The 26409-nt window shown below is 60.3% G+C and carries 32 protein-coding genes and 1 pseudogene; 14 read left to right on the forward strand and 19 right to left on the reverse strand.

Annotation, left to right across the window (positions count from 1 at the left end):
• Nucleotides 1–24: 24 nt before the first annotated feature.
• Nucleotides 25–438: a cupin domain-containing protein gene (locus BSG20_RS10400; protein WP_072374505.1), complete on the forward strand. Its 414-nt coding sequence runs from the start codon at nt 25–27 to the stop codon at nt 436–438.
• A 12-nt stretch (nt 439–450) separates the two neighbouring features.
• Here BSG20_RS10400 and hydA read toward each other — a convergent pair whose 3' ends face one another.
• Both hydA and BSG20_RS10410 read right to left on the reverse strand, forming a co-directional pair.
• Nucleotides 451–1905: a dihydropyrimidinase gene (hydA, locus tag BSG20_RS10405; RefSeq protein WP_072374508.1), complete on the reverse strand. Its 1455-nt coding sequence runs from the start codon at nt 1903–1905 to the stop codon at nt 451–453.
• 77 nt (nt 1906–1982) lie between these two features.
• On the reverse strand, nt 1983–3236 hold the full coding sequence (locus BSG20_RS10410; RefSeq protein WP_072374511.1) for a Zn-dependent hydrolase: 1254 nt from the start codon (nt 3234–3236) through the stop codon (nt 1983–1985).
• Nucleotides 3237–3538: 302 nt separating this feature from the next.
• On the opposite strand from BSG20_RS10410, the gene BSG20_RS10415 reads away from it, so the two are divergent.
• The gene (locus tag BSG20_RS10415) at nt 3539–4195 is read left to right on the forward strand and encodes a TetR family transcriptional regulator C-terminal domain-containing protein (protein ID WP_072374526.1); all 657 of its coding nucleotides are present in this window, start codon (nt 3539–3541) and stop codon (nt 4193–4195) included.
• An 18-nt stretch (nt 4196–4213) separates the two neighbouring features.
• Here BSG20_RS10415 and BSG20_RS10420 read toward each other — a convergent pair whose 3' ends face one another.
• Nucleotides 4214–5281 carry a glycosyltransferase family 4 protein gene (locus BSG20_RS10420; protein WP_072374528.1) on the reverse strand — a complete coding sequence of 356 codons (1068 nt, stop codon included), beginning with the start codon at nt 5279–5281 and terminating at the stop codon, nt 4214–4216.
• A 103-nt stretch (nt 5282–5384) separates the two neighbouring features.
• Entirely contained in the window at nt 5385–5798 is a 414-nt protein-coding gene (locus tag BSG20_RS10425; RefSeq protein WP_072374531.1) for a rhodanese-like domain-containing protein, read from the reverse strand.
• Between the two features lie 68 nt (nt 5799–5866).
• Between BSG20_RS10425 and ftrA the strand changes: the two genes are divergently transcribed.
• On the forward strand, nt 5867–6865 hold the full coding sequence (gene ftrA / locus BSG20_RS10430; protein WP_072374534.1) for a transcriptional regulator FtrA: 999 nt from the start codon (nt 5867–5869) through the stop codon (nt 6863–6865).
• Between the two features lie 165 nt (nt 6866–7030).
• On the opposite strand, the gene preA is transcribed toward ftrA, so the two are convergent.
• From preA to BSG20_RS10450, 4 genes are all read right to left on the reverse strand, one after another.
• Entirely contained in the window at nt 7031–8344 is a 1314-nt protein-coding gene (gene preA / locus BSG20_RS10435; RefSeq protein ID WP_024315708.1) for an NAD-dependent dihydropyrimidine dehydrogenase subunit PreA, read from the reverse strand.
• Nucleotides 8345–8359: 15 nt separating this feature from the next.
• On the reverse strand, nt 8360–9721 hold the full coding sequence (locus BSG20_RS10440; protein WP_072374537.1) for an NAD(P)-dependent oxidoreductase: 1362 nt from the start codon (nt 9719–9721) through the stop codon (nt 8360–8362).
• 384 nt (nt 9722–10105) lie between these two features.
• Complete coding sequence (locus BSG20_RS10445) at nt 10106–11113, reverse strand: sensor histidine kinase (RefSeq protein ID WP_072374540.1); 1008 nt, start codon at nt 11111–11113, stop codon at nt 10106–10108.
• 196 nt (nt 11114–11309) lie between these two features.
• Nucleotides 11310–12104, reverse strand: a complete 795-nt coding sequence (locus BSG20_RS10450) for a response regulator (protein ID WP_024315711.1) — start codon at nt 12102–12104, stop codon at nt 11310–11312.
• A 299-nt stretch (nt 12105–12403) separates the two neighbouring features.
• Between BSG20_RS10450 and BSG20_RS10455 the strand changes: the two genes are divergently transcribed.
• A complete protein-coding gene (locus BSG20_RS10455; RefSeq protein ID WP_244541311.1) occupies nt 12404–12565 on the forward strand; it encodes a NepR family anti-sigma factor in 162 nt (53 codons plus the stop codon).
• A gap of 9 nt (nt 12566–12574) precedes the next feature.
• The gene (locus BSG20_RS10460) at nt 12575–13129 is read left to right on the forward strand and encodes an RNA polymerase sigma factor (protein WP_072374546.1); all 555 of its coding nucleotides are present in this window, start codon (nt 12575–12577) and stop codon (nt 13127–13129) included.
• 72 nt (nt 13130–13201) lie between these two features.
• On the opposite strand, the gene BSG20_RS10465 is transcribed toward BSG20_RS10460, so the two are convergent.
• From BSG20_RS10465 to hemP, 7 genes are all read right to left on the reverse strand, one after another.
• Nucleotides 13202–13606 carry a hypothetical protein gene (locus tag BSG20_RS10465; RefSeq protein WP_072374549.1) on the reverse strand — a complete coding sequence of 135 codons (405 nt, stop codon included), beginning with the start codon at nt 13604–13606 and terminating at the stop codon, nt 13202–13204.
• A 9-nt stretch (nt 13607–13615) separates the two neighbouring features.
• Nucleotides 13616–13975 carry an ElaB/YgaM/YqjD family protein gene (locus BSG20_RS10470; protein ID WP_177309830.1) on the reverse strand — a complete coding sequence of 120 codons (360 nt, stop codon included), beginning with the start codon at nt 13973–13975 and terminating at the stop codon, nt 13616–13618.
• A gap of 141 nt (nt 13976–14116) precedes the next feature.
• Nucleotides 14117–14908: a heme ABC transporter ATP-binding protein gene (locus tag BSG20_RS10475; protein WP_072374552.1), complete on the reverse strand. Its 792-nt coding sequence runs from the start codon at nt 14906–14908 to the stop codon at nt 14117–14119.
• A gap of 10 nt (nt 14909–14918) precedes the next feature.
• Nucleotides 14919–16031 carry a FecCD family ABC transporter permease gene (locus tag BSG20_RS10480; RefSeq protein WP_072374555.1) on the reverse strand — a complete coding sequence of 371 codons (1113 nt, stop codon included), beginning with the start codon at nt 16029–16031 and terminating at the stop codon, nt 14919–14921.
• A gap of 2 nt (nt 16032–16033) precedes the next feature.
• A complete protein-coding gene (locus tag BSG20_RS10485) occupies nt 16034–16924 on the reverse strand; it encodes a heme/hemin ABC transporter substrate-binding protein (RefSeq protein ID WP_072374643.1) in 891 nt (296 codons plus the stop codon).
• A 13-nt stretch (nt 16925–16937) separates the two neighbouring features.
• The gene (locus BSG20_RS10490; RefSeq protein WP_072374558.1) at nt 16938–17990 is read right to left on the reverse strand and encodes a hemin-degrading factor; all 1053 of its coding nucleotides are present in this window, start codon (nt 17988–17990) and stop codon (nt 16938–16940) included.
• Nucleotides 17991–17999: 9 nt separating this feature from the next.
• Complete coding sequence (gene hemP, locus BSG20_RS10495) at nt 18000–18182, reverse strand: hemin uptake protein HemP (protein WP_072374646.1); 183 nt, start codon at nt 18180–18182, stop codon at nt 18000–18002.
• A 131-nt stretch (nt 18183–18313) separates the two neighbouring features.
• Here hemP and BSG20_RS10500 point away from each other — a divergent pair, with 131 nt between their 5' ends.
• The 5 genes from BSG20_RS10500 (at nt 18314) to hmuQ (ending at nt 21216) form a co-directional block, all read left to right on the forward strand.
• On the forward strand, nt 18314–18766 hold the full coding sequence (locus tag BSG20_RS10500) for a hypothetical protein (protein ID WP_177309828.1): 453 nt from the start codon (nt 18314–18316) through the stop codon (nt 18764–18766).
• Nucleotides 18767–18825: 59 nt separating this feature from the next.
• Entirely contained in the window at nt 18826–20109 is a 1284-nt protein-coding gene (locus BSG20_RS10505; protein ID WP_072374564.1) for an energy transducer TonB family protein, read from the forward strand.
• 111 nt (nt 20110–20220) lie between these two features.
• Nucleotides 20221–20628: a DUF2325 domain-containing protein gene (locus BSG20_RS10510; RefSeq protein ID WP_072374567.1), complete on the forward strand. Its 408-nt coding sequence runs from the start codon at nt 20221–20223 to the stop codon at nt 20626–20628.
• Nucleotides 20625–20885 (forward strand): hypothetical protein, encoded by a 261-nt coding sequence (locus BSG20_RS10515; protein WP_072374570.1) that lies wholly within the window; start codon nt 20625–20627, stop codon nt 20883–20885. The genes BSG20_RS10510 and BSG20_RS10515 overlap by 4 nt, the downstream gene beginning before the upstream one ends.
• A 16-nt stretch (nt 20886–20901) precedes the next feature.
• Entirely contained in the window at nt 20902–21216 is a 315-nt protein-coding gene (hmuQ, locus tag BSG20_RS10520; RefSeq protein ID WP_072374573.1) for a heme-degrading protein HmuQ, read from the forward strand.
• Between the two features lie 320 nt (nt 21217–21536).
• Here hmuQ and BSG20_RS10530 read toward each other — a convergent pair whose 3' ends face one another.
• Together BSG20_RS10530 and BSG20_RS10535 are read right to left on the reverse strand one after the other, a co-directional pair.
• Nucleotides 21537–21905, reverse strand: coding sequence for a DUF423 domain-containing protein (locus BSG20_RS10530; RefSeq protein ID WP_072374575.1), 369 nt, complete (start codon nt 21903–21905; stop codon nt 21537–21539).
• Nucleotides 21906–21913: 8 nt separating this feature from the next.
• Nucleotides 21914–22303, reverse strand: coding sequence for a group II truncated hemoglobin (locus tag BSG20_RS10535; protein ID WP_072374578.1), 390 nt, complete (start codon nt 22301–22303; stop codon nt 21914–21916).
• 146 nt (nt 22304–22449) lie between these two features.
• On the opposite strand from BSG20_RS10535, the gene BSG20_RS10540 reads away from it, so the two are divergent.
• From BSG20_RS10540 to olsC, 3 genes are all read left to right on the forward strand, one after another.
• Nucleotides 22450–23010, forward strand: coding sequence for a TetR/AcrR family transcriptional regulator (locus tag BSG20_RS10540; protein WP_072374649.1), 561 nt, complete (start codon nt 22450–22452; stop codon nt 23008–23010).
• A 14-nt stretch (nt 23011–23024) separates the two neighbouring features.
• Nucleotides 23025–23366 (forward strand): SMR family transporter, encoded by a 342-nt coding sequence (locus BSG20_RS10545; protein WP_072374582.1) that lies wholly within the window; start codon nt 23025–23027, stop codon nt 23364–23366.
• 157 nt (nt 23367–23523) lie between these two features.
• A complete protein-coding gene (olsC, locus tag BSG20_RS10550; protein WP_072374585.1) occupies nt 23524–24366 on the forward strand; it encodes an ornithine lipid ester-linked acyl 2-hydroxylase OlsC in 843 nt (280 codons plus the stop codon).
• Nucleotides 24367–24518: 152 nt separating this feature from the next.
• On the opposite strand, the gene BSG20_RS10555 is transcribed toward olsC, so the two are convergent.
• The gene (locus tag BSG20_RS10555; protein ID WP_072374588.1) at nt 24519–24743 is read right to left on the reverse strand and encodes a hypothetical protein; all 225 of its coding nucleotides are present in this window, start codon (nt 24741–24743) and stop codon (nt 24519–24521) included.
• Nucleotides 24744–25001: 258 nt separating this feature from the next.
• Nucleotides 25002–26060: a histidinol-phosphate transaminase gene (hisC, locus tag BSG20_RS10560; protein ID WP_072374591.1), complete on the reverse strand. Its 1059-nt coding sequence runs from the start codon at nt 26058–26060 to the stop codon at nt 25002–25004.
• Nucleotides 26061–26207: 147 nt separating this feature from the next.
• On the opposite strand from hisC, the pseudogene BSG20_RS37325 reads away from it, so the two are divergent.
• A pseudogene (locus BSG20_RS37325) lies at nt 26208–26409 on the forward strand (IS110 family RNA-guided transposase); the annotation flags it as partial.

The raw sequence follows: 26409 nt of genomic DNA on the forward strand, positions 1-26409 counted from the left end.
CGGCAAGGTCCATGGAGGATGACGATGGACGCGACATCAAAGCCCACCTGTCACATTGTGCGTCCCAGTCATGCCTATGACGGCAAGCAGGGGCTCAGCTACTTCGAAGGCATTGCGGCCGAGACTGTCGGCGCCAAGGGCATCTGCATGCATCTTATGACGATCCCGCCGGGCGTGCGCGCCAAGGCGCATCTGCATGAGGCGCACGAAACGGCGATCTACATGTTGTCCGGCGAGGCTCACACCTGGTATGGCGACGAGCTGGAGCATCATGTCGTCGTTCACGCCGGCGAGCTGTTCTATATCCCCGCCGGTGTGCCGCATCTGCCTGCCAACCTCAGCGGCACCCCTTGCACCGCGATCATCGCCCGCACAGATCCGAACGAGCAGGAAAGCGTCGTTCTGCTTCCGGAGCTTGATCGGCTGGTCCAGGAATGACGATGTCAAGGATCAGACTCCCGTCGCCGGGATGCCGGATCGTTCGACCTTGCGGGGCGCCACAAGCTCCTTCCAGGTCGAGAGCGCCTTGTTGACGGCCTGGAACGGTTGGCGCTTGACGAACTGGCCGTGGCCCTCCTTGGTCTTGACGGTGCTTTCCTCGATCGCCACTTCGCCGCGCGTCAGCGTGTAGCGCGGCAGGCCGGTGACGTCCTTGCCTTCGAAGACGTTATAGTCGATCGACGACTGCTGCGACTTGGCCGAGATCGTCTTCGAGCGCTTCGGATCCCATACGACGATATCGGCGTCGGCACCGACGAGGATCGCGCCCTTCTTCGGATAGACGTTGAGGATCTTGGCGATGTTGGTCGAGGTGACCGCTACGAATTCGTTTATCGTGAGACGGCCGGTGTTCACGCCATGGGTCCACAGCATCGGCAGTCGATCCTCGAGGCCGCCGGTGCCATTCGGGATCTTGGCAAAGTTGCCGATGCCGAAGCGCTTCTGATCGGTGGTAAAGGCGCAGTGGTCGGTCGCCACCACCGACAGCGAGCCGGATTGCAGGCCGGCCCAGAGGCTGTCCTGGTGCTGCTTGCTGCGGAAGGGCGGCGACATGACACGGCGGGCGGCATGGTCCCAGTCCTTGTCGAAATATTCGCTTTCGTCGAGCGTCAGATGCTGGATCAGCGGCTCGCCGTAGACGCGCATTCCCTTCTGGCGGGCGCGGCGGATCGCTTCATGCGCCTGCTCGCAGGAGGTGTGCACGACATAGAGCGGCACACCGGCCATGTCGGCGAGCATGATGGCGCGGTTGGTTGCCTCGCCTTCGACCTCGGGCGGGCGGGAATAGGCGTGTGCCTCGGGGCCGTTGTTGCCTTCGGCAAGAAGCTTGGCGGTCATCGAGGCAACGACATCGCCATTCTCTGCGTGAACCAGCGGCAGTGCGCCGAGCTCGGCGCAGCGCTGGAAGGAGGCAAACATCTCGTCGTCGTTCACCATCAGCGCGCCCTTGTAGGCCATGAAATGCTTGAAGGTGTTGATGCCCTTGTCCTTGACGATCGTCTCCATCTCGTTGAAGACGCGTTCGTTCCAGCCGGTGATCGCCATGTGGAACGAATAATCGGCGTTAGCGCGGCTGGTCTTGTTGTCCCACATCTGCAGGGCTTCAAGCAGCGACTGCTCCGGTCCCGGCAGGCAGAAATCCACCACCATGGTCGTGCCGCCGGCGAGACCCGCGCGGGTGCCGCTTTCGAAGTCGTCGGAGGAGTAGGTGCCCATGAACGGCATTTCGAGATGGACATGCGGGTCGATACCACCGGGCATGACGTAGCAGCCCGTAGCATCGAGCGTTTCGGTGCCGGAGAGGTTCGCGCCAATCTCGACGATCTTGCCGCCCTCGATCTTCACGTCCGCCTTGTAGGTCAGGTCCGCGGTGACGATGGTTCCGCCCTTGATGACTGTGCTCATGATCAGATCCCTTGCATTGATTGCTCGCGGCTCTGCGTCCGCCGGTAAAAGAAAGGCGGGAATGATCCCGCCCTTGATTATACAACGATTTCGGCGGTCTCGACGACGGCGTGGAAGAGCACGTCAGCGCCGGCCGCTGCCCATTCCTTGGAGATGTCCTCCGCCTCGTTGTGCGAGAGGCCGCCGACGCAGGGGCACATGACCATCGTCGTCGGCGCGACCTTTGCTGCCCAGCAGGCGTCGTGGCCGGCGCCCGAGATAAGGTTCATGTGGCTGTAGCCAAGCCGTTCGGCCGCACCGCGCACGCGCGAAACGAGCGTCGGATCGAAGGTGACCGGCGCGAAGTGGCCGATCGCCTCGATCGCGCAACCGACGCCGAGCGCTTCGCAAATGTCAGGTGCTTCTGCCTCGATCCTGGCGCGCATGCCGTCGAGCTTCGCCTGATCGGGGGAGCGGATGTCAACGGTGAAGACGACCTTGCCAGGCAGGACGTTGCGCGAGTTGGGGGTGAAGAAAACCTGACCGACGCCGCCGACGGCGCCCGGCTGGTTCTCCATCGCCACGGTCTGCACCATTTCGATGATGCGTGACATTGCGAGCCCGGCGTTGACGCGCATGTTCATCGGGGTCGAGCCGGTATGCGCTTCCCTGCCAGTCAGCGTGAATTCGAGCCACCAGAGGCCCTGACAGTGCGTGACCACGCCGATCTGCTTGTTCTCGACTTCGAGGATCGGCCCCTGTTCGATGTGGTACTCGAAATATGCATGCATCTTGCGCGCACCGACCTCTTCGTCGCCAACCCACCCGATGCGCTTTAGCTCGTCGCCGAAGGTCTTGCCCTCCGGATCCTTGCGCTCGTAAGCATATTCCAGTGTATGGACGCCGGCGAAGACACCCGAGGCGAGCATGGCCGGTGCGAAGCGTGCGCCTTCCTCGTTGGTCCAGTTCGTGACAACGATCGGATGCTTGGTCTTGATGCCGAGGTCGTTCATGGTGCGGACGACTTCGAGAGCGCTAAGCACGCCGAGCACGCCGTCATATTTGCCGCCGGTCGGCTGCGTATCGAGATGCGAGCCGACATAGACCGGCAGCGCATCCGGATCGGCGCCCGGACGGGTCGCGAACATCGTACCCATCTTGTCGATACCGAGGGTCAGGCCTGCGTCTTCACACCATGTCCTGAAAAGGCCGCGCCCCTCGGCATCGGCGTCCGTCAAGGTCTGGCGGTTGTTGCCGCCAGAAATGCCCGGGCCGATCTTTGCCATGTCCATGAGGCTGTCCCAAAGACGATCCCCGTTGACGCGCATGTTCTCGCCTGGTGCTGCCACCATGTCTAAAGTCCTCACCTGTTTTCGCGATCATGCAGCGCGCATGCCCGCTTGTTCCCGTGGTCAGTTTCTCGACGCTCTTGTTTGTTTTGTTAGCGCCGGAAAATCGCCAGTTGCCTTTGTTTTGCATCTGATCGATAATTTGACCGATTGGTAAACATTACAACTTCCGGCGCTGGGCTCAAGACGAAAATCAGGAAAAATACAGACAAAATCACCGGCATCTGCCCATTTTTGCTTCGAGCGGCCCATACCGGTTCAATCTTGAGTGAAATGGTTGAATTTGAAGGGGAAACAAGATCGACATGGCAATCCCGAGAGCAGCCAGGACTCAGCGGCGCACGCGCATTCAGGAAGAGAAGGAAGAGCAGATTCTGGAAGCCGCGCTCGACGTGTTTTCGGTGAGCGGCTTTCGCGGTTCCACGATTGATCAGATCGCCGAGGTCGCCGGCATGTCGAAGCCGAACCTGCTCTATTATTTCCGCACCAAGGAAGCGATGCACCGGGCGCTGATCGACCGCGTGCTCTTTACCTGGCTGGAGCCGTTGAGAGCTTTCGATGCCGAGGGTAATCCCGAAAGCGAGATCCGCAGCTTCATAAGGCGCAAGCTCGAAATGGCCCGCGATTTCCCACGCGAAAGCCGGCTTTTCGCCAACGAGATGCTGCAGGGCGCGCCGCATGTCGAAGACGAGCTGAAAGGGCCGCTGAAGGAACTCGTGGACGAGAAGGCCGACGTTATCCGTGCTTGGGCGAAAGCAGGGAAGATCGCCAAGTGCGATCCCTACCACCTGATTTTCTCGATCTGGTCGACGACACAGCATTATGCCGACTTCGACGTTCAGGTGAGGGCGGTGCTCGGGCAGGACCATGCAGGCGCCGGTCGCTTCGACGATGCGGCGCGCTTTCTCGAGCAGCTGTTCATCGACGGGCTGAAGGTCAAGCCGGTGCCTGGCGCATCGTGATGTCGTGGGGTCGCGCCATCATTCGTCGAAATTCAAGAGTGAGTTGATGGCAGCGCGCGCCTTGGTGTGGCGGGTTTTATAGGCTTGCTGGATCGCCTTCCGTCTTGTTTCGAGCGCAGGCTCCGGTGACATGGCCGATAGCCAGGCCAATGCGGTCGGTACAAACTCCCCGCCCGAGGGAATCAGAAGGTCGCTTTCATCGAGCTGCTTCCTGATGCAGCCGCGGTCCAAGGAGATGACCGCGTTTCCTGCCGCCTTCGCCTCAAAGATCACCAGCGGCTGCGCCTCGTTGCCATGGGTCGTGGCGAAGACGAATACATCGACCTCGCGATAGAAGGCCGATTTCGCGGCGTCATAGAGCGGGCCGCGATAGTCCAGCGTATCGCCGAGTTCCGCGGCGGCGGCATTAATGGCGGCGCGTTCGCTGGCGCCGGCCGGACCCGCGAGGATTGCCCTGATCGGCAAGCTCTCATTCCGCGCTTGCCGTGCGAGATCAAGAAAGGTGTCCAGCCCTTTCTCGCGGCTGAGATTGCCGAGCATGCCGATCAGAAGATGCGTGCGGTCCTTCGGCTCGTCCCTTTCTTCCTGCGCTGCCACGTGGGCCGCATTGGAGATCAGGCTGCTGCGCGTGCGGCGGCCATAAGCATCGGTGAAGTCGTCTCGCATGATGTCGCACAGGAAAATGTGTCGCAGCCGGTTGCCGCCGAGCGTCAGGATGGATCGCATCAGCAACCTCGGCCTATCGATGTGGCTGAAACTGTGATGGTGCAGGTAGACGGGATAGGCAAGCAGCCTCGCCAACAGCACGAGCAGCGACGTGTAGATCAGGCCAGAGCCGCCTTCGCAGGCGAGATAGCAGATCCTGTTGCCATGCTTGCGATCGCGCAACAGCTGGAGACAGGCGCTGAGGACGCGACCGAACTTGATCGGATACTTCAGCGGCGACAGCTTGCCGGTCGGCGGGGCGACATTGCAAACCGTGACGCTGTTTGCTTCCGAAAGCAGCACGATCATGCTTTTCGTCGCGTGCGAGAAGCCGTTTTGTGGCGGAGGCAACTGACCGATCGCAACGATATGACATGTCATGCGGGAGGCTACCTCTTTGCGCCTCCCGACTATCGCACCGGCGCAAGAAAATACAATCTCCCTCGCGGCGGTCCAATGCTCTGGCCGTGCAGCGAACCTTGCGTCAGGCGGCCGCCGTCGCCGGGCTGCTGTCGAAGGCAAACCCCTCGTCGGCCCAGCCGGTCATTCCGCCGATCATGACCTTCACCTGGAGCCCGAGCCTGGCCAGGCGGAGAGCAGCCTTGTCGGTGCCGTTGCAATGCGGGCCGGCGCAATAGACGACGAAGAGGGTATCTGCGGGCCATTCCGACATGCGATGCGCCGTCATCTTGCCGTGCGGCAGGTTGATGGCACCCGGTACGTGGGAGGCGGCGTAAAGTGCGGGAGAGCGAACGTCCAGCAGTACGAAGTCACTGTTGCCGGCGCAAAGCGATGCGTGGACGTCCCAGCAATCGGTCTCGAAGGCGAGCTTGCGGGCATAGTAGGCGGCGGTGGCCTCCGCAGCGGCGGCAGGGGTTTCGGCGACGAAGCTTGGCATGGCATGTCCTTTCGGTTCGAGTTGCCGCCGACCATCGCCGATGTTATGGCTTGGCGAAATTGGCCAGAATGACGGTTCACGTAAAGATCATGCCAAACGCGCTGAACGGACCCCATGTCGCGGTGCTTGCCTATGACGGGCTGTGCACCTTCGAGTTCGCCATTGCCTACGAGGTGTTCGGTCTGTCGCGTCCGGAAATGGGCGAGCGATGGTACCGCTATTCGGTTTGCGGGATAGAGACGGGACCGCTTCGTGCGGCCGGCGGGCTGACGGTTTGCGTCGATCATGGGTTGGAGGTGCTTGAGGAGGCGGATTTGATCGTCGTGCCTGGCTGGCGCGCGATCGATGCCGAGGTTCCGGACGCGGTCATCGATGCTTTGCGCTTAGCCCATCAGCGTGGTGCGCGGATCATGTCCCTCTGCTCCGGTGTTGCGGTGCTTGCCGCCACCGGGTTGCTTGGCCATCGGCGGGCAACCACGCATTGGCGCTACGTCGCCTCGATCTCGCAACGCTACCCCGATATCAGCTTCGATGCCGGCGTGCTCTACATGGACGAGGGCAGTATCCTGACGGCGGCAGGAAGCGCCGCCGGTATCGATCTCTGTCTGCATGTGGTTCGTGGTGATTTCGGCGCGGAGGCTGCCAACAGCGTCGCGCGGCGCCTGGTTCTGCCGCCGCATCGCGAGGGCGGGCAGGCGCAGTTCATCCAGGCGCCGGTGCCGCAGAAGCGCGAAGGCATCCGGCTCGGCCCGCTGATCGAGTGGATGCGGCAGCGGCTGGATGAGGAGCAGCCGATCAGCCTGCTCGCGACGAAAGCCGGGATGAGCCAGCGAACCTTTCAGCGACGGTTCGAGAGCACCACCGGGATCAGCGTCGGTGAATGGCTGCTGCGCGAGAGGCTTCGCCATGCGCGCGAACTGCTGGAGAAACAGATCGGCGCATCCCTCGACGACATCGCAGCTTCCAGCGGTTTTGGGACGCTGGCGACGATGCGCCATCACTTCCGCAAGCGGTTGGGCACGAGCCCGGGCGCCTATCGGAAGATGTTTGCGGCTGGCGGCGGTTGAGGCCCTGATATTGGCCTTCTAGCCCTCCTCCTTCCTGTGCTTGTCACAGGAAACCAGCAGCTGCGGATCTGCGCGGCGAGACATTCACAAGGTCGTCCACAGGCGGCGGGTCGCGCTCAGCAAGCAACGCCGCGGGGCGAATTGCGCCGCGGCGTTGCAAGTCGATTACTCCGCGGCCTGGCGGGCCATCGGGTTGTTCGGATGGGTCGTCCAGTTGGCGTAGTTCGGATCGACGATCTTGCCGGTGCGCTTGTCGAGGTCGCCGGCGGGCAGCTTTTCCATGGTGATGCAGTTCTCGACCGGGCAGACGTTGACGCAGAGATTGCAGCCGACGCATTCGTCGTCCATCACCTCGAAGTGGCGCACGCCATTGACGAACTGGGTAATCGCCTGGTGCGAGGTATCTTCGCAGGCGATGTGACAGCGGCCGCACTTGATGCAGGCATCCTGATCGATCTTCGCCTTGGCGATGTAGTTGAGGTTGAGATACTGCCAGTCGGAGACATTCGGCACTGCGCGGCCGGTGATATCGTCGAGATTGCGGTGGCCCTTGGCGTCCATCCAGTCGGACAGACCCGTGATCATCTCCTGCACGATCTTGAAGCCATAGGTCATCGCCGCCGTGCAGACCTGCACGTTGCCGGCGCCGAGCGCCAGGAACTCGGCCGCATCGCGCCAGGTCGTTACGCCGCCAATACCTGAGATCGGCAGGCCGTAGGTTTCCGGATCGCGGGCGATCTCGGCCACCATGTTGAGCGCGATCGGCTTGACCGCCGGGCCGCAATAGCCGCCGTGGCTGCCACGTCCGTCGATGGACGGCTCCGGCGAGAAGGTGTCGAGGTTGACCGCGGTGATCGAGTTGATCGTATTGATCAGCGAGACCGCGTCGGTTCCGCCGGCCTTGGCAGCGCGCGCCGGCTTGCGGATGTCAGTGATGTTGGGCGTCAGCTTGGTGATCACGGGCATGCGCGTGTACTGCTTGCACCAGCGCACGACCATTTCGATGTACTCCGGCACCTGCCCGACAGCAGAGCCCATGCCGCGCTCCGACATGCCGTGCGGACAGCCGAAGTTGAGCTCGATGCCATCGGCGCCGGTTTCCTCGACCAGCGGCAGGATCGATTTCCAGGCGTTTTCCTCGCAGGGGACCATGATCGAGGCGATCAGCGCCCGGTCCGGCCAGTTCATCTTCACCTGCTTCATTTCGCGCAGATTGGTGTAGAGGTCGCGATCGGTGATGAGCTCGATATTGTTCAAGCCCAGCAGGCGGCGGTCGGCGCCCCAGATCGCGCCGTAGCGCGGGCCGTTGACGTTGACGACCGGCGGGCCTTCCTCGCCGAGCGTCTTCCAGACGACGCCGCCCCAGCCGGCCTTGAAGGCGCGTTCGACGTTGTAGGCCTTGTCGGTCGGCGGTGCGGAGGCCAGCCAGAACGGGTTGGGCGACTTGATGCCGACGAAATTATTGCGGAGATCAGCCATTGTTCATTCTCCCCTTCAAGCGACGGCAACGGCCGGCTGCGCACCGGCAGCAAGCACGCGGTTGATGGATTCGGCGGCATCGCGGCCCATAGCGACGGCCGAGACGGTGAGATCGTCACCACCGAAGACGCAATCGCCGCCGGCCCAGACGCCGTCCAGCGAGGTCTTGCCTTCCGCATTAATGGCGATGCGTCCGGACTCCATGCGCAGCGCGCCGAGGCCGGAGGCATCGAAGGTCTGGCCGATCGCCTTGAAGATCTGGTCGGCGGCAATGACGCCGGTCTCGCCGGTTGTCGACAGGCGGCCATCGACGAGCTTGGTATATTCAACCTCGATCGCGGCGACCTTGCCGTCCTGTGCGAGGATGGACTTCGGCGCCAGCCAATGGCGGATGATGACGCCCTTCGAGGTGGCGAGATCCTGCTCGAACTCCGAGGCGTTCATATGTTCCTTGCCGCGGCGATAGCAAATCGTCACTTCCTCCGCGCCGAGCAGCTTGGCCTGCACGGCGGCATCGATTGCCGTCATCCCGCCGCCGAGAACGACGACGCGGCGGCCGATCGCAATATCGCCCTTGCTTGCGGCCTGGCGCAGGCTGGCGATGAAGTCGACGGCATCATCCACGCCGGGTAGATTTTCGCCTTCGACACGGAGCGCGTTGACACCGGCAAGGCCGATGCCGACGAAAACGGCGTCATATTGCGATTGCAGATCGGCGAGAGAGAAATCACGGCCAAGTTGCTGCTCGTGGCGGACTTCAATGCCGCCGATCGCCAGAACGTAGTCCACTTCCTGCTGCGCGAAGTCGTCGACCGTCTTGTAGGTGGCGATGCCATATTCGTTGAGGCCGCCTGACTTCGGCCTTCCGTCGTAGATGACGACGTCATGGCCCTTCACGGCGAGGCGATGGGCAGCGGCAAGACCTGCCGGGCCCGCGCCGACGACGGCAATCGTCTTTCCGGTCGGAGCGGGGCGGCTGTAAAACTGCTTGTCTGCCTGCATGGCCGTGTCGGTGGCGTAGCGCTGCAGGCGGCCGATTTCGACGGGCCGTTCTTCTGCCGTGTTGCGCACGCAGGCCTGCTCGCACAAATCTTCGGTGGGACAGACGCGAGCGCACATGCCGCCCAGAATATTCTGGTCGAAGATCGTCTTGGCCGATCCAAGCGGATTGCCGGTGGCGATCTGCCGGATGAAGAGTGGAATGTCGATCGAGGTGGGACAGGCCGTCATGCACGGCGCGTCGTAGCAGAAATAGCAGCGGTCGGCTGCCACCAGCGCCTCGTGCTTGTCGAGGCGTGGATGAAGATCGGAGAAGTTCGACTCGTACTCGGCGGGCGAAAGCCGGCCTGCACGAATCCCAGTTCCCAGTCGTTCCATTGAAGTTCCCTCATTATTGGTAAACGGCCAGTAGGGGAAAGCGTAACTCAGGTTAAAAAATTTATCAAACGGTAAAATTTTTGCAATGTATGCCGTTTATCCTATTGTTTTAATAGGGCTATTTTTGCTGGTTTTTGAACGCCGTCCGCCCTTGGCCGCGTCCTTGACATAAAAAATGAAGAAATCGATTTTTTCTCGTCCGTTCGGGGAACCATTCGGATACTTGCCCGTTACTGCGGTATCCGAACGATGACCGCATCGACCCAACATGCGCGCCCCCAAACCATCGTTCGGACGTACTCACGGTCCCCTCCCGGTGAGTGAAAGAACAGCCGGTGCGCCGCCCTCGCACTGGCTGTTCTTCGTTTGGCGGCTGTTCTTCGTTTAGCGCATGACTGCCTGTCGAGGAGGACGTCGGAGAATCTCGAACTCGGCGTCGGGGATGACCAGATGATATTCGATCCGGCCTGGTATCAGCGTGAGTTCGGCCTTGCCGTTTACCGAGGAGGGGACGACGCGCTCGAGCACCGTCTTGCCGAAGCTGTTTTCGCTGAATTCATGAATCTCTGTCGGATCGCACAGCGTCTCCGCCCATGAAACCTCGATTGCCTTTCGCCCGGCAGAGGCCACTTCGTGGCAGCTCAAGGTGACAGCAGGTTTGCTGCCAGCGATCGCTCCATAGGAGGCCGAATTGACGATCAGTTCGTGCAGCGCCAGGCCGACATGCACGGCGGCATTGGGTGTCAGGTGGACGTTTATTCCGGAGATCGGCAGCGGCCCTGCGGTCTCAGGCCAATAGGGGGCGAACTGCTTTTCAGCGAGTTCGAACAGGAAGGCACCGCGCCAACTGGAGTCAGTAATCAAGTCCTGCGAATTCGACAGCGATTGCAATCGACCGCGGAATTTCGCCAAAAAGCTATCCAGCGATATGGTGTTGCGGGCCGTTTGTGTGGCGATGCCCTGAATAATGGCCAGAAGGTTCTTCGAGCGGTGCGATAGCTCGCGAAGAAGCGACTTCAGCACTTTTTCGCGATGCCGCGCCTCCGTCACCTCGGATATGACGGAGAGGATGCCCATGGCGTGATCCGTGCCAGCGCGCTGGATCTTCAGTTCGTACGTGCGCATTTCCCCGTCGATCGAAATATCGACCTCGGCTGTCGTCTGCTTCCCGGTTTCGAAGACCTGCTGCTTCAGCTTCTCCAGCTTGCGCCCATGTGTCTCGCCGAAGAGATCTGCGTCAGTTCCGCCCGGGATTGCAAGCGGCTGAAAATACGCAGGAAGATTATCGGCATAGATGATCGACAAGCCAGGATCCTGGTAGATCACTGAAATCCCGGCACTTGCGAGCGCACGCTGCAGTAGAACCACTCTGCCTTCCGGCGCGAAGGACATGCCGGGCACTGGTTCATTCCTGTTCACCTAGTCGCCTTTCCCATTTTGATCTTTCCTCACGGCGGAGGAGGGTGCCCATTGATCGGGAAGCTTATCCTAGAAGAAAGCGCTAAAAAAAAACTTTAAGGCCGGAAAAAGCGTTCCAGATTCACCGAAACGCATTCCCGTTCCCTTTGTTCCTCAAGTCGCCATTTTCTCAGGCGGCGGCCTTGGTGGATTGGTTGAAAAAAAGTGCCTGACTGATCAATGCCTTGACCATGTCCGGATTGAACGGCTTCGTGACCAGGAAGGTCGGCTCCGGCCGTTCGCCCGTTAGCAGTCGCTCTGGAAAGGCGGTGATGAAGATCACCGGCACGCTCGCAGTCTTGAGAATGTCGTTGACCGCATCGATGCCGGAGCTGCCGTCGGCAAGCTGGATATCTGCCAGAACCATGCCTGGCCGGGTCCTGTTGTAAAGCGCAACCGCTTCGGCATGCGTACGGGCAATGCCTGTCACCCGGTGGCCGAGGCTTTCCACCATTTGTTCGATGTCCATCGCGATGAGCGGCTCGTCCTCGATGATCATCACGTCCGTGGCAACCTGGCGAGAGATTTCGCGCGATGCGTTGTCGAGCAGGCTGACGACTTCGTCCTCTTCCACGCCCAGGATCTCGGCAATCTCTCCAACCCGAAAGTTCTCGACGGAGGCGAGGATAAAAGCCTGGCGCGCGAGCGGCGAAACCTTGGCGAGGTTCAGCGTTGCGCGCTGCTCCCACGCGTAAGGCGAGGCAGGTTCAGGGATCTGGACTGTGACGGAACCAAACAGCGTGGTGAAAAGTTTGTACAATGCAACGCGGTCATCGGCGGTATCCGGGAAAATGGATATATCGGTAATGATCGCCTCGAGGACGGCGGCGACATACGCGTCGCCCGACGTTTGCGTTCCAGTAAGCGCGCGGGAATAACGACGCAGATAAGGAAGGTGCGGCGCAATTCGAGTCGAAAGTGTCATTTATAGCTCCCAATAGGCCGGTGAGGGGCCTCAATGGCGATTAAAACGCGACGGACTGTAAAAATGTTCCTGATATGTAGGAACTTTTTTTTCTCAGCAGCATTATCGTGCCTACAAACAGAGGGCTCATCGCATTTGTTTCATGACACGCGACGGGATGTTCGCCAATCAGCCGGCCCAAGCGGCTGATGTAGTTAAGACGAACTTAATCAAGGCGACGTGGCAGAACGGGCGGATAACGAGTAAAGTGACGATTGATGACGACACGGAAGAATGAAAAAGATCGGCAGCGGCTGGAAATGCGCGCAAGCGATATCCTGGACCCGAACAGCCAGATCGGGGTGAAGTTACGATCGCTTTATGCTGCCGTGCAGGACGAGGCGATTCCGGAGCGCTTTCTCGATTTGCTCGAGAAGCTTGACCAGGCTGAACTGGTCGCTTCGGCCAAGACCGCGAAGTAAGGTGGCTCCATGGAAACGCAGCAACCAAGCTTCAAGCGCGAGCTCCTTGCGTCGCTACCGAGTCTGCGAGCCTTTGCCATCTCGCTGATTGGTCGGCATGACCGGGCGGACGATCTTGTTCAGGACACGATCATGAAGGCCTGGGCAAAGCAGGATCATTTCGAGATGGGCACCAACATGAAGGCCTGGCTCTTTACGATCCTGCGCAACGAGCTTTACAGCCAGATGCGCAAGAGCGGACGCGAAATCCAGGATAGCGATGGCTTGTTCACCGAGTCGATGGCGATGCACCCGTCGCAGTACGGGGCACTCGACCTTCAGGATTTCAAGAAGGCGCTCGATCAGTTGCCCCCGGACCAGCGTGAAGCGATCATTCTGGTCGGCGCATCGGGGTTCTCCTACGAAGAAGCCGCGGAAATCTGCGGATGTGCCGTCGGCACGATCAAGAGCCGCGTCAATCGCGCCCGCCAGCGTCTCCAGGAACTGCTTCAGATTTCCGGCGAGGCCGATTTCGGGCCGGATGCGACATCCTCGCCGCTGACGTCCAAAGCCTTCGCCTTCTGACATGGCCAGGTCGACCAAAAAGGCCGGCTGCCTCACGGCGCCGGCCTTTTTGGTCGGGTGAGCGATGGAGTGTCAGTCGTCGTTGCGCTTGGAGCCCATGAGGTTGGCTGCGACGACGGCTGCGAGAACACCCGCCGTCAGCAACGGCTGGGCGCGGATGAGGCCTATACCGGCGGCCGCAAGCGATTCCAGCGCCTGTCGGCGTTCCGCCACACGGCGCGCTTCCTGCGCATTGATCACCATCATGATAACGAGGACGACGATCGCGATCAGCAGCGCTGCGGCAGCCAGGAATAGCGCCGCGCCTATGGGTCCATAAATGCCGGAGAGCCATATCGCGCCGGCAACGACTGCAAGTGTATAGGCGGTCAACAAGAGAACGACGGCAATCGCCACGAAAATACCGTTGCGCTTCGTGCGCGCAACGGTGCGGTGAACACTCGTGCCGACCAGCAGGCTGAGGAGCGAAAAGAGCATCTCGTCTCCTTAACGGCGGGCAAGGAGGGCGAGGACAAGCCCGAAGGCTGCCGCCGCCCCGATGGTGGCTACAGGGTGCCGGCGTACCGTGTTGCGCACTTCATGCGCGCCGCGAAGGTAGCCCTCCTGCAATTCGTGGATCAGGTCCTCGCTGCGCGAGAGTAGATCGTCGTAGCTGGCTGCTGCCTGATAGCGAAGTCGATCACCCGACTTGCGCGACTGCTTACCAGCGATCTTCGTCAGGGCCGCGATGTCGTCGCGAAGAGTTTCGATCTGCTCTTCGATGGTGGATTCAATGTTGTGAAGCGTGCCGCCATTGCGCCGGCTGCGGAGGGGGTGGAGGAGCGAAGAGGCCACGATTTTCTCCATCGGTAAGGCACGCTCTGAACGGGCCTGGTTCAACACAGGGCCGCCGCCGAAGTTTGCATGAAGATTGTCGCCCGGCAATGACCCACATCATCAATTGCCTAACGCGGCCGCTTCTCAAAAGTTCCGCTACGCTGGATTGTATCAGGTTTGAACTGCACTATGAGCAAGCACGAAGGGCGTGCCGTCTGCTGGAACCCGATTGATCCGCAGGGCACAGCCGAAGACGGTTTCCATGGTCTCATCCGTCAGCACGTCGCGGACGCCACCAGCCGCGGCCACTTGCCCGGATTTCATGAGGATCATCTGGTCGGCGAAGAGCGCAGTCAGGTTGAGGTCGTGCATGACTGCGATGACGCCGCCGCCGGCTTCGCAGAATTTGCGCGCCAATGTCATGATGGTCAGCTGATGGCTGATGTCGAGGCTCGATACCGGCTCGTCGAGCAGGAGCCAGCACGGCTTTCCGTCGATGACCGGCTCGGCGATCTGGCAAAGAACGCGGGCGAGCTGTACGCGCTGCTGCTCACCGCCCGAAAGCTCCTGATAGAATCGGCCATCGAAGCCCTCCAGGTCGACAGCCGTCAGTGCATTCGCGGCAATCTGCTCCACTTTATCAGGGTTACGATTGACGCCAGCGGTCAAGCCCATCCGGACCACTTCGCGCACCATGAACGGGAAGGAGATGGTGCTTGCCTGCGGCAGCACGCCACGCATCGTCGCCAGTTGCCATGGCTGCAGCGCGCTGACATCCTGCCCATTGAGGCGAATGGTGCCCGCGTAGGGGAGTTCGCCCGAGACGGCCTTCATCGTTGTCGTCTTGCCTGAACCGTTCGGGCCGGCAATCGCCGTCAGCTGACCAGCCCGTGCGGTGAAGCCGACCTGACGAACGATGGTCTTGCCGGAAAGGCGTACGGAAACGCCGGATACTTCGATCATTGCTCGATACTCAAAGGGCAAGGCGTGCGCGATGCCGCAACAGAATCCACAGGAAGAACGGGCCGCCGACGGCCGCCGTAATGATGCCGATCGGCAGTTCGGCCGGCGCGACGATCGTCCTCGCAAGGACATCGGCGAAAATCAGCAACGAGCCGCCGAGAAGGGCGGAGGCGGGCAGCAGGAAGCGGTGATCGGGGCCGATCGACATTCGCAGTACATGCGGAACCACAATGCCGACGAAACCGATGCCCCCACTGACGGCGACCGAAGCACCCGTTGCAGCGGCAACGCTGACGATGGCGATATTCTTCAGCCGCTGGACGGGGACGCCCATGTGAAAAGCCGTCGCTTCGCCGAGCGTGATGGCGTTGAGGCCCCGGGCCATGAACGGTATGGCGGCAAAGGAGAGAAGAATGATGGGCGCGGCGGCGGCAATCTTTGCCCATGTCGCTCCAGCAAGTGATCCCATCCCCCAGAAAGTGAGGTCTCGCAGTTGCTGATCATTGGCCATGTAGATCAACAGTCCGGTGAGCGCACCAGCAAGCGAGCCGAGCGCGATGCCGGCAAGCAGCATCGTGGCTACCGAGGTCTGGCCGTGCCCGGTTGCGATCCGGTAGAGCAGCCAGGTGCTGGCGAGGCCGCCGCAGAAGGCTGCGATCGGCAGCGCGTAGATGCCGAGCAGCGTGTAGAGCGGTGCGGCAAAGCTGCTGGCAAGCACGATGATCACCACCGCGCCGAGACTGGCCCCTGAGGACACGCCGACAAGTCCAGGATCGGCAAGCGGGTTGCGGAACAGGCCCTGCATGATGGCGCCCGAGACGGCAAGCGAGCCACCGACCAGGAAACCCAGGATCGCGCGGGGCATGCGGATATCAAAGATGATGATCCGATCGCGCGCGTTCAGCGCATCATCTGAGCCGGCCACCTTGGCAAGGACGTCGAGGAACGAGGCGTTGGAAGCGCCTGTTGTCACCGAAAACAACAGTGACAGGACGGAGCCTGCCGCCAGCAGAATGATCGCCAGCAGGGCAAGGCGGCTGCGATCGCCCGTCCTGTGAAGCTCTCTCAGACCTGTCAGCGAAAACATCGCGCGCTTCTGTCCCATGGCGTCCTGCAGAGCCATCGTCAGCTCCCGTAGATCGCCGCGTTCAACGCACGGACGGCGCCTGCAGTGCGGGGGCCGAAACCAAGCAGGTGCAGGCCGTCCATACGGATGATCGCCTTGTTCTGCGCCGCGGGTGTCAGGGCCAGTGCGGGCTGCTTGAGAAGGTCTTCATCCCCAGGACCCGAGCCATCGCCGCGGTTCATCATCAAAATGACCTCGGGCTTTGCTTCCACGATCGCTTCGTCGGTCAGCGGCTTGTAGCCGGGGAAATTGCCCACCGCATTGACGGAGCCCGAAAGCTTGATGATGCCGTCGGCAGCAGTGCCGGTACCGGATGCCATGATCTTGCCGCCCTGCATGCTGAGGATAAAGAGGACACGCTTGCGCTCGCTTTCGGGCCGCTTCGTGGCGTCGGAAATCGCCGCGTCGAGGTCTGCGCCGACCTTTTCCTCCAATGCCTTTGCCTTGTCCGGCTGCCCGAGGAGTTCGCCGACGCGGTCGATCTTGGCGAGGATGCCCTCACGCGTATAGGCATTCGGGACGGTCTCGAAGGGAACGCTGGCGCTCTTTAGAACATTCAGTGCTTCCGGAGGTCCGGATCCTTCGATGGCGATGATGGCCGTCGGGTTCATCGCAAGGATGCCTTCCGGCGACAGGGCGCGCATGTAGCCTATGTCGGGCAGCTTCATCGCCGCTTCGGGATACATGCTCGTCGTGTCGCGGGCGATCAGCCGATCCTGCTCACCGAGCGCGTAGACGATCTCGGTGACGTCGCCGCCGACCGATACGAGGCGCGTCGTATCCAGTGTCTCGGCCGCCAGGGAATTCGAGACGGGAGCCAGCGACAGCACGATAGCCGCCACCGAAAACGCCAGTGCCCAAAGCCGCTGGTGGCGCGGTTCCTTACGCATCTTCAACCCCTTCTCAAGCCGCGACGCTTGTTCCTGTGCGCGGCAGGTTTTCCATGATGGAGCGCCAATCGTCGCGCTCATCGGTGCCCTCCTTCCGCTTGCCGAAGAACTGGATGATCATTTCGCCATCGCCATTGTATGCCTCGAGCGAGGTTACATGGCCGTCCTTCGTCGGCTTGCGCACGGCCCAGGTCTCGGCAATGTGATCCTGCCGAAGGTGCAAGTGGAATGTCGGATCGAGAACGTTGATCCACGGACCCATCAGCTGCACGTTGAAGATAGGGCCGGAATGGATCTGGACGATTCCATTGTTGGCCACGAAGCACATGACCGGCAGGCCTGCCTTGACCGAAGCGTGCATCATCTCTGCCGTCGCCGTGTTGTCGAGTTGCCAGGCATAGTCGTCGCCGACAGTGCGGACGGCAACCTGGCGACCGATCTTCAGCTTGCGCAGCATCCCAAAGAACTCATGCGTGTCGGTGAGCTTGCTCCAGTGCTGGCGTAGCTCGTCGCGCGTGACCTCGCCACTCTCGCTTATCGACGAGGGTGTCGGATCGGCGACGAATTCCTGCGACTGATCCTCAAGCTTCAGATCCCGGACGATGGCGTGATAAGCCTCGACATTCGATTTCGGGCGAAGATGCACCTTGTGAACTGCGTTTCCGGCCTTGTCGAAGTATTGCAGGCTGAGACGCTCCTGTTCGCCATCTCGCTTGGAAACAGCAAAGCCGTGCGCCCAGCGATCGGGGAAAATGCGCAAGTCGATGTTTTCCCCAAGGACGATCGAGGCATGCGGTCCGGCGGTGATGTTTTCGTAAACGCCGATCGTCTCGTGAACGGCGCTTTCGTTGCGAGAAAGGGCCATGACTTCGCCGAGTTCAGCGACCCGCTCCAGAAGCTTCAAAGCGCTGCCATCGATGCGGGTTGCGCTGATGCCAACCTCGGCCGCGACGAGCGCTGCTTCGGAAATCTGAAGCTGAGCTGCGATGTCGCGCTCACGCATCTTCGGATTTTCTGCGCGAAATGCGCGAATGTCGGCGGGAGCCGGTTTCGTGGTCTCAGTCATGTCCTAGCCCTACTTATTGAGAATGAGTTTGCCCTGACGGGTGATTTTCATGCGGTAGACCACGCCATCGTGACGGATCATGATCTCGGTCGCTCCGCGAAAAATGTCTGCACTTTCCAAAACGCGCATGTCTGCCGTTGGTTCGCGCTGCAGCGACGCGTGGCGAAAGGTATCTGGCTTCTCAACCATCATTGTCGGTCGGTTATGTCCGCTCGATCCGCGGCGCCCAACGCCGGGAAAATCCATAATTATCTTGACTCTCATAGTCATCATTTTTTAATGACGCAATAGCGGAGTTTGCAAGTCAAGTTTAGAGTCTTTTGATGGAGGGAATAGCAGTGAGCAAGATTGCAGCGCTTTTGACGAGCGGTCTGATCGTGGTTGCGAGTGCGTCACACGTTCTTGCTCAGGATGCTGCAGCAAACTCCCCGGCCAAAGGCCTCGAGGTCGAGTTGAACGGCCTCGCTCCGTCGCAGAAGGGCTGCATGATGACCTTCGTTGCGCTCAACAATCTCCCCGCGCCGATCACCAAGATCTCCTTCGAGCTTGCTTTCTTCAACGACAAGAACGCGGTCGACCGGGTGACCGTGTTGGACTTCCGCGATCTGCCGCAAGGCAAGAAGCGCGTGCGCCAGTTCGACATGCCGAACGTCAAGTGCGAGAGCGTGACGCGCCTGTTGATCAACGATGCGCCGGTTTGCGACGGCCCGGCCACGGGAGAGTGCATGAAGCGTCTTGTCACCCGTTCACAGGCTTCCGTTCCTTTCGAGGGTTGAGTGGTTCGCCGGCATGACAGCCGGCGGGTTTCTGTTTCAACTGGCCGAGGCAGGCACAAATGGCAGTTTCACCAACATCCAAATCGAGAGTCATTGTCGTTGAGGAGCCGGTCGCCGACATCGGAATGAACGACAACAATCCCGGCATGCATCCCGGGCATGAATTGTCGGATCTTCGTAACCTGCCGCGCCAGCCGGCTGCCGAGGTCTCCATCCACTACGCCCGCCTGGCAATGATTGAATCCTTCCCGCAGGATCCGCAGAGTGCGAGCAACACCGTCGCTGCTGCGCCATCGATGGATGCCAGCGTCGAAAAGGATGAGGGCAAAAGACCACATCAGCGTCATGTGGTGATGGCTTGTCTCAGCTCTCTTGCTTGCCATGTGGCTGTTATCGCGATCCTGGTCGTCGGGTTCGTGGTCACGCCACACGATCCGGTTGAAGAGGCCGGCGAGGTGATGAGTGTTATTATCCTTGGCGATTCAGAGGCAGACCAGGCGGCCGCAGGCGAAAAAGCTGAAGAGCCACAGCCTGAGCAGATCGTGGCCGAGACCGTTCAGACGCAGACTGTGCAGCCGACTGCGATGTCGACGACGGAGCCTACAGAATCGGTGGCTGTTGCGCCGGCGCAAGAGGTCACGCGCGTTTCCCCGGAAAACGTCGTTGCCGCGCAACCCGAAATCCTGACCTCGCTATCGCCGGCCGAGACATCCGTGGTGCAGCCGATGGCGACGCAAGTGCCGTCGCAGCTTCCTGCCGAGACGCCTCCCGTTGCCCAGGCCGCGCCGGAGGAGGTTAAGCCGGTCCAGCCGATGGAAACAGCGGCGGTCGCTCCGCAACCGGATAAGCCGACGCTTGAACCCAAGCCGAAGACGGAAAAGCCCGTCACAAAGCCGGTCGAGAACAAGGAGCCGCCGAAGAAGGCCAAACCATCTGCGGGGTCGGGCGGTGAAAACAGGCAGGATTCCAAGAAGGGATCCGTCGAGGGGACCGAGACAGCAACCTCGAACCAAAATTCGCGTGGCTCCGGTAGCCGCGGCGGTGCGGGGAGCGCAGCCATTGCCAACTACCCCGGCAAAGTGCAGTCGCGAATCCGCCGCTCCGTCAGGGTGCCGTCGCAGTACAAGCGCATGAGCACGTCCATGAGCGTCCGCGTTCGCCTCACAATTGGCGCCAGCGGCGATCTGAGCGGTCTTTCGATCGCGCACAGCTCAGGTATCCCCGAGCTGGATCAGGCTGTTGTCGAGGGTATTCGCCGAGCGGCACCGTTCCCTCCGCTCCCCAGCGAGTGGGGCAAACCGGTCTGGTCCTTCAATCAGGACGTTCAGGTGACGGGTCGTTGACAAAATATGACTGAAATAATCAACTTTATACTTTACTATAAAAATCAAGTTTAATAAGGTCCGCTCGCACACGCAGGGTCGTGTGACGATCAACGAGCGAACGGGTGGGCAATGGCTCGAAAGACGAAGAAGGGTTCCAACCGCGAGATCCGCGTCAACGCGAATTTCGAGACGGTTCAGGAAGCGTCCGGGCGGTCCAAACTTGATGGACGCAGTTTCCTGTATGTCGGCGGACGGGACTGCCAGGTGGCGCATCTTCGCCAGATCGCAAGCAACTTTGGGGCAGAGCTGATCCACCACGACGGTGGTTTGCGCGAGGCCGTCTCCCGCATCGATACCGTGCTTCCCTCGGTCGACTGCGTCTTTTGCCCGATCGACTGTATCAGCCACGATGCCTGCCTGCGCGTGAAGACGGGCTGCAAGAAATTCGGCAAGGCTTTCATCCCGCTTCGAAACGGCAGCAAGTCCAGTCTGGAACGTGCGCTGCAGACAATGAACGAACGAGACAATTCCCGATGAATGAAGAACGCCTTGACGGGGTCATGATGATCGGCCTGCACAAGCTTGCCGCTCAAAGAGGTGACGGCCTTGTGCCGGAGCTTTACGATCTGCTGCTTCGCAATGCCAGGCGCAGAGACTATCCCAACGTGTCGGAGTTTCCGCTCTGGGAGGCACGGATGCCCGGGCAGCAGCCGGAAAAGCCGCTTGGTTTGGACGCTGCAAACGGCAATAATGTTGTGGCCTTCGCGCCTGAGCGCGCTGGCGTGAAAGGCTAACGGTAAGGATCCTGCCATGTATATTGCGATGAACCGCTTCAAGGTTGCGGTCGGATCGGAGGCAGACTTCGAGGATGTCTGGCGCAATCGCGATTCCAGCCTCTCGCAGGTTCCAGGCTTCGTCGAGTTCCGCCTGCTGCGGGGCAGGACGAATACGGAGGAGGAATACACGCTGTTTTCCTCGCACACCCTCTGGCAGAGCGAGGAGGACTTCGTGAACTGGACGAAGTCCGAAAACTTTCGCGCCGCGCACCGCAGTGCCGGTGAACGCAAGGCGATGTACAAGGGGCCGCCGGTTTTCGAAGGCTTCAACGTCGTGGCCGGCATCTGAATGGCCGAGCAGGACCCGGATCGTGTCGAAGTCCTGTCGGTGCTGCCATCGCCGAAACGCTCTCCTTTTATCATGACGATCTTGGCTTCGAGCGGATCATCCACCAGTCTCCAGACTGTCTGATCCTGCGACGCGACGAGATGGAGTTGCAGCTGGCGCGAGCGAGCGCTATGCGAGGCGACGTCCGTCTATCTCAGTGGCGGTCGAATTGTTGCGCTGCATGCGCCCCGCTTGAGCGACGGCCATGGCGTAGGGAAGAATTCTCTATCCATGACCCGATGGCAATCTGCTTTCGGTTTGGGCGCATACCCCCTGATCGATCAGCCTCGGCGGACGAAGGCGCCCACCGCGATCGCCAGCCAGCCGAACATCATGGCAAATCCGCCCGTGGGTGCGGCCATCGGAAACAAACCGGAACCCGCATAGCGCAAAGCGACGAGATCGCCGGCAAACAGAAGTGTGCCAGCGCCTATAAGGAGGCCGGCCAGCCATGCGGTCCTTAGCTTCTCGGCGCCGATGGCAAGAGCAAGCAGGGTAGGGCCGTGCGCCAGGCACATTGCCGAAGCCGAAGCGACGAGATGCGCGTCGCCGCCGCCATGCGCTGCGGCAGCCGCCAGCGCCACGCCGGCAAGGCCGAACAGGCCGGCAAACAGATAAAGTAGCGGCGCAATACGCGCGTTCAGCGTCATGGCTGGTCCTATTCCTTGTTCTGCATGTGATATGCGAGCCGTTCGATGGGCGGCAGGATGATCTCGCGCAGCTTCGGATTGGCGATGGTTTCTTCAAGCGCGCGGCGAAAGCAGAGCAGCCATTCGTCGCGTTCCGCGGGACCGATCTGGGCAACGAAATGCCGGCTTCTGAGGCGTGGATGGCCGCGCTTATCGGTGTAGAGCGGCGGGCCGCCGAGATACCCTGTCAGGTATTCGTAGAATTTCTCCCGGCTGCCGTCCAGTGATGGCGGATGGACGGCGCGGACATGGTGGGCCTCGGGCAGCGTATCCATCAGCTCATAGAAGCGGTGCGCCAGCGCACGCACGGCCGCGCCGCCGCCAATTGCCTCGTAAAGCGTAATGACTTTTTCCGCCACTGTTCCATTCCTCGAAAATCCAACCCTTCATGCACTGCGAGGAAGACGACCGCAACCACCGGGATCAGTGCGCGGCAATTCGCCCGTCGTCGGCCTGCGGTGACAAATTTCTTGACAAAACCGTCTGGACGGTATCTTTTATCAAAATGTCACTCGCTCATCATCGCCGCAAACAGCCTCTCATCGTGCGCCAGCAGTTGCTGGATGTGGCCGCTCGCCTGACGATGGAGCAAGGTATGGCTGCTGTGACACTGGATGCCGTGTCCGGCGCTTCAGGGGTCAGCAAGGGCGGGCTGTTGCACCACTTTCCGACGAAGAATGCGCTGCTGGATGCCCTTTTTGAAAGCCTCCTCGATCGTTTTGACGCTGATATCAATGAGCGCATGCGCGAAGACCCGGTGCCGCATGGCCGTTTCAGCCGGGCCTATCTGCGTGCCGTCGCCGATCTCAGGGACAGTCCCGACGAGGCGGCCCATTGGGCTCAGGTCGCGGTCGCGTTGCTTGCTGAGCCACGGCTTCGGCATCGCTGGCGCGCGTGGGTGCAGGAGCGGACGGAGGAATACGTCGGCACGGATTCGTCCGTCGATGCGCAGATCGTTCGGTTTGCGGCTGACGGCCTCTGGCTTGCCGACATGCTCGGCAGCCATGACAACGGCGGCGATCGGCATGCGCTGATTGCCCGTCTCGTCGAACTCACCAACAAGTAGAATAGGACCCCGCCATGGCTCCCGCTGTCGTCTACGCGCTGCTCTTTGCTGCGATCGCGCTGGAGGTCATCGGCACGACGGCGCTGCAATTGTCGCAGCAGTTCACCCGCCTCGGGCCGACGGCTGTTCTGGTCATCTGCTACGCTGCCGCATTCTATTGCCTGTCGATAACGCTGAAGGTCATTCCCGTCGGCATCGCCTATGCAATCTGGAGCGCGCTCGGCATCGTGCTGATTTCCGCTGTCGGCCTCATCTATTTCAAGCAGCGGCTCGATGCGCCGGCGATCATCGGGCTGGGGCTGATCGTCGTCGGCGTGCTGGTGGTCAACCTTTTCTCAAAATCCGTCTCCCATTGATTTCGCCCGCATCCGGGCTCATCTGGCCACCTTGACCCGCTGCGATCCCCCAGAGTCGTCGCGACATTTGACCGCCGCCACGCGGGCTTGTGAAAAATGGCGCCATATCCATATCTTCTTGAACTTTTCACAGCCTATTTTACGCATTGGACAACCCATGACCGACGGTACCGCTGACGCAGGCCTTTCTGAAAATCCATCCGCAACCAAGGGCCAATCCTTTAACACTGCCGGCATCGCGCCCATGGATCGGCCGAGCGCGATCACGCGCTTCTTCATGGGTATCGTCGCATGGGCGGAAAAGCTGAACTTCAGATATGCCGAGCTCGGCAATCCGCCGGTCTATGATACCACGACGTTCCCCTGGGCCGCCGAGGTGGAGAAGGCGTGGCCGCAGATCCGGTCCGAACTGGACCGTGTGCTCGTGCGGCAGAGCGAACTGCCGACATTCCAGGACATCTCGACTGACGTGAAGACGATTTCCAGTGATAGCGGCTGGAAGACATTCTTCCTCGTCGGGTTCGGTGTGACGTCGCAACAGAACATCAAGGCCTGCCCGCAAACCTGGGAGGCGGTGCAAAAGATACCGGGATTGAAAACCGCCATGTTCTCGATCTTCGAGCCCGGCAAGCACCTGCCGGCGCATCGCGGACCTTACAATGGCGTGCTTCGCCTGCATCTCGGCATAATCGTACCGGAACCGCCGGACAAGCTTGCGATCCGGGTGAAGGACCAGATCTGCCACTGGCAGGAGGGAAAAGTCCTGATCTTTGATGATGCTTATGAGCACGAGGCCTGGAACCACACCGACAAGACGCGCGTGGTGCTCTTTGTCGACTTCGTGAAGCCTTTGAAGTTCCCGGCCCGCTTCGTCAATTGGGTGCTGATGAACCTCGCCGTGTTCACGCCCTTCATTCGTGAGGGGCTGGATAACCACAAGGAATGGGAAAAGAAGTTCTACGCGGAAGCGGAAGCCTTCAGAAACAGACCGCAGAATTGAACGCCGATCGCAGAACGAAAAGAGGCCGGGCCATTTTTCTGGGCCCGCCGGGAGCCTTACGCCACGATCTCTGGAGTTCACGTTAATGTGGCTGTCTCGATGGACGCAAGCGCGTATTCGGCTTGTCCGGGACCGGCCGACAGCGACACCGGTCAGTTGCTGTTGGCTGCCATCAGCCTGCGCTTCGGCTTCGTTGCCAGGTAGATCACATAAATGTCTGCTGCACCTGCGAGATGATGAGCGATTTCCTCTTCCCGCCATCCCGCCGCAACCGCGCGACGGACAACATCGGTGACCGCCACTTTAGAGACAGCTTCGCATTCTCGCGAGCGTCCCATATCTTCGGCGCTGTATTTCGCAGAGCCGATGTTTGTCATGGCCGCAAGGTGCCACAATCAGAGACGTTTTCAACAGGATGCTCATAGAGCGGTTGGCCGGTATGGCTAAGTGCGTGAGGCCGGTTGAGACGCGGCCGCCGTGGCTCCATCAAAAGGAAACGGCGGCTGCGCATGGACCGATATGGTCCTTCCCGCACTGCTGATATGTGTTGCTTTCGTTAAACAATGCTTTCGCTCTCGAATGGGGTTTTCCTCGCAAGACACTCCACCGGTCGCTCTCAAATTTCCGAACATGAATTAGGTCAGTATTTGTCTGAAAGCTGCCACGAGTTGATCGCACTCAGCGTCTGTCCCAATGGTGATGCGAAGATAGTTTTCTATGCGGGCCATGGGAAAATGCCGGACCAAGATTGCTTTGTCCCGTAGTCCCGCAGCCAAGTCCGCACCGGATTTTTCGGGATGTCGTGCAAATAGAAAATTGGCGGATGATTCAAGGACGTCAAAACCAAGCCCTTGGAGAGCCACGGTTAGGCGCTCCCGGCTCGCCACAATCAAATCGCGGTGCTGCTGAAACCAATCTTCATCTTCAAAGGACGCAATTGCTCCGGCCAAAGCGAGCCTATCCAGCGGATAGGAGTTGAAACTATCCTTGACCCTTTCCAGTGCTTCAATCAGCGGCCGTTGTCCAACGGCAAAGCCAACGCGTAGCCCGGCCAGGCCCCGAGATTTCGAGAAGGTCTGAACAACAACAAGGTTCGGATATTCTGTTACGAGCGGGATGGCGCTTTCACCGCCGAAATCCACATATGCCTCGTCAATAACGATCACTTGATCGGGATGTTGCCGGATCAAGGTTTCTATTTCAGAGAGCGGTCGCGCAATGCCTGTTGGTGCATTGGGATTCGCCAGGATGATTGCTCCGCAAGATTGCCGGTAGTCCTCAATTCGAACCTGCATGTTTTCATCGAGAGGAATTGTACGGAAATGTATTCCGTACAGGCGGCAGTACGTTGGATAGAAGCTGTAGGTTATGTCGGGAAAAAGCAGCGGCTCGTCATGGTTGAGAAGGGCATGGAAAGTATGTGCCAGAACCTCGTCCGAGCCGTTTCCAACGAACACGTCATCCGGATCGCGACCATAGCGCGCAGCGATCGCCTCGCGCAGTCGCAGGGCTGTCGGATCCGGATAGAGCCGGAGGGTATCGTTTGCTGCCTCTGCGATCGCTACGAGGGCGCGTGGCGATGTGCCGTAAGGATTTTCATTGGTGTTTAATTTGATCAAGCCGCTCATGGTCGGTTGTTCCCCCGCAACGTAGGGGGTCAAGGAGTGAACAAGCGGACTCCAAAAACGGCTCATTGTAACGTCCAATTCAGTCCTGTCGCAAAAGATGGGGTAATCGGCCGGCCGTGCCCCGCTCTCAGGTCTTTGGGTGCTGCGCTTCAGGCTGATGGTAAAACGGGGTCTACGTAACATAGCCCCAAGCATCAGATGGAGAAGCGCAGCATGGAATATTTTGCTGGATTGGACGTCTCGGTCAAGGAAACAAGCGTTTGCATCATAGATGGAGCCGGCAAGGTCGTTCGCGAGGCCAAGGTTGCCAGCGAGCCTGAGGACTTGCTTGCGGTGCTCTGCGATCCCGCTTATCCGCTCAAGCGGGTGGGATTGGAGGCCGGTCCGCTTGGCACCTGGCTCTGGAACGGGCTGA

Source organism: Rhizobium tibeticum (genome assembly GCF_900110205.1).
Classification (GTDB): Bacteria; Pseudomonadota; Alphaproteobacteria; order Rhizobiales; family Rhizobiaceae; genus Rhizobium; species Rhizobium tibeticum.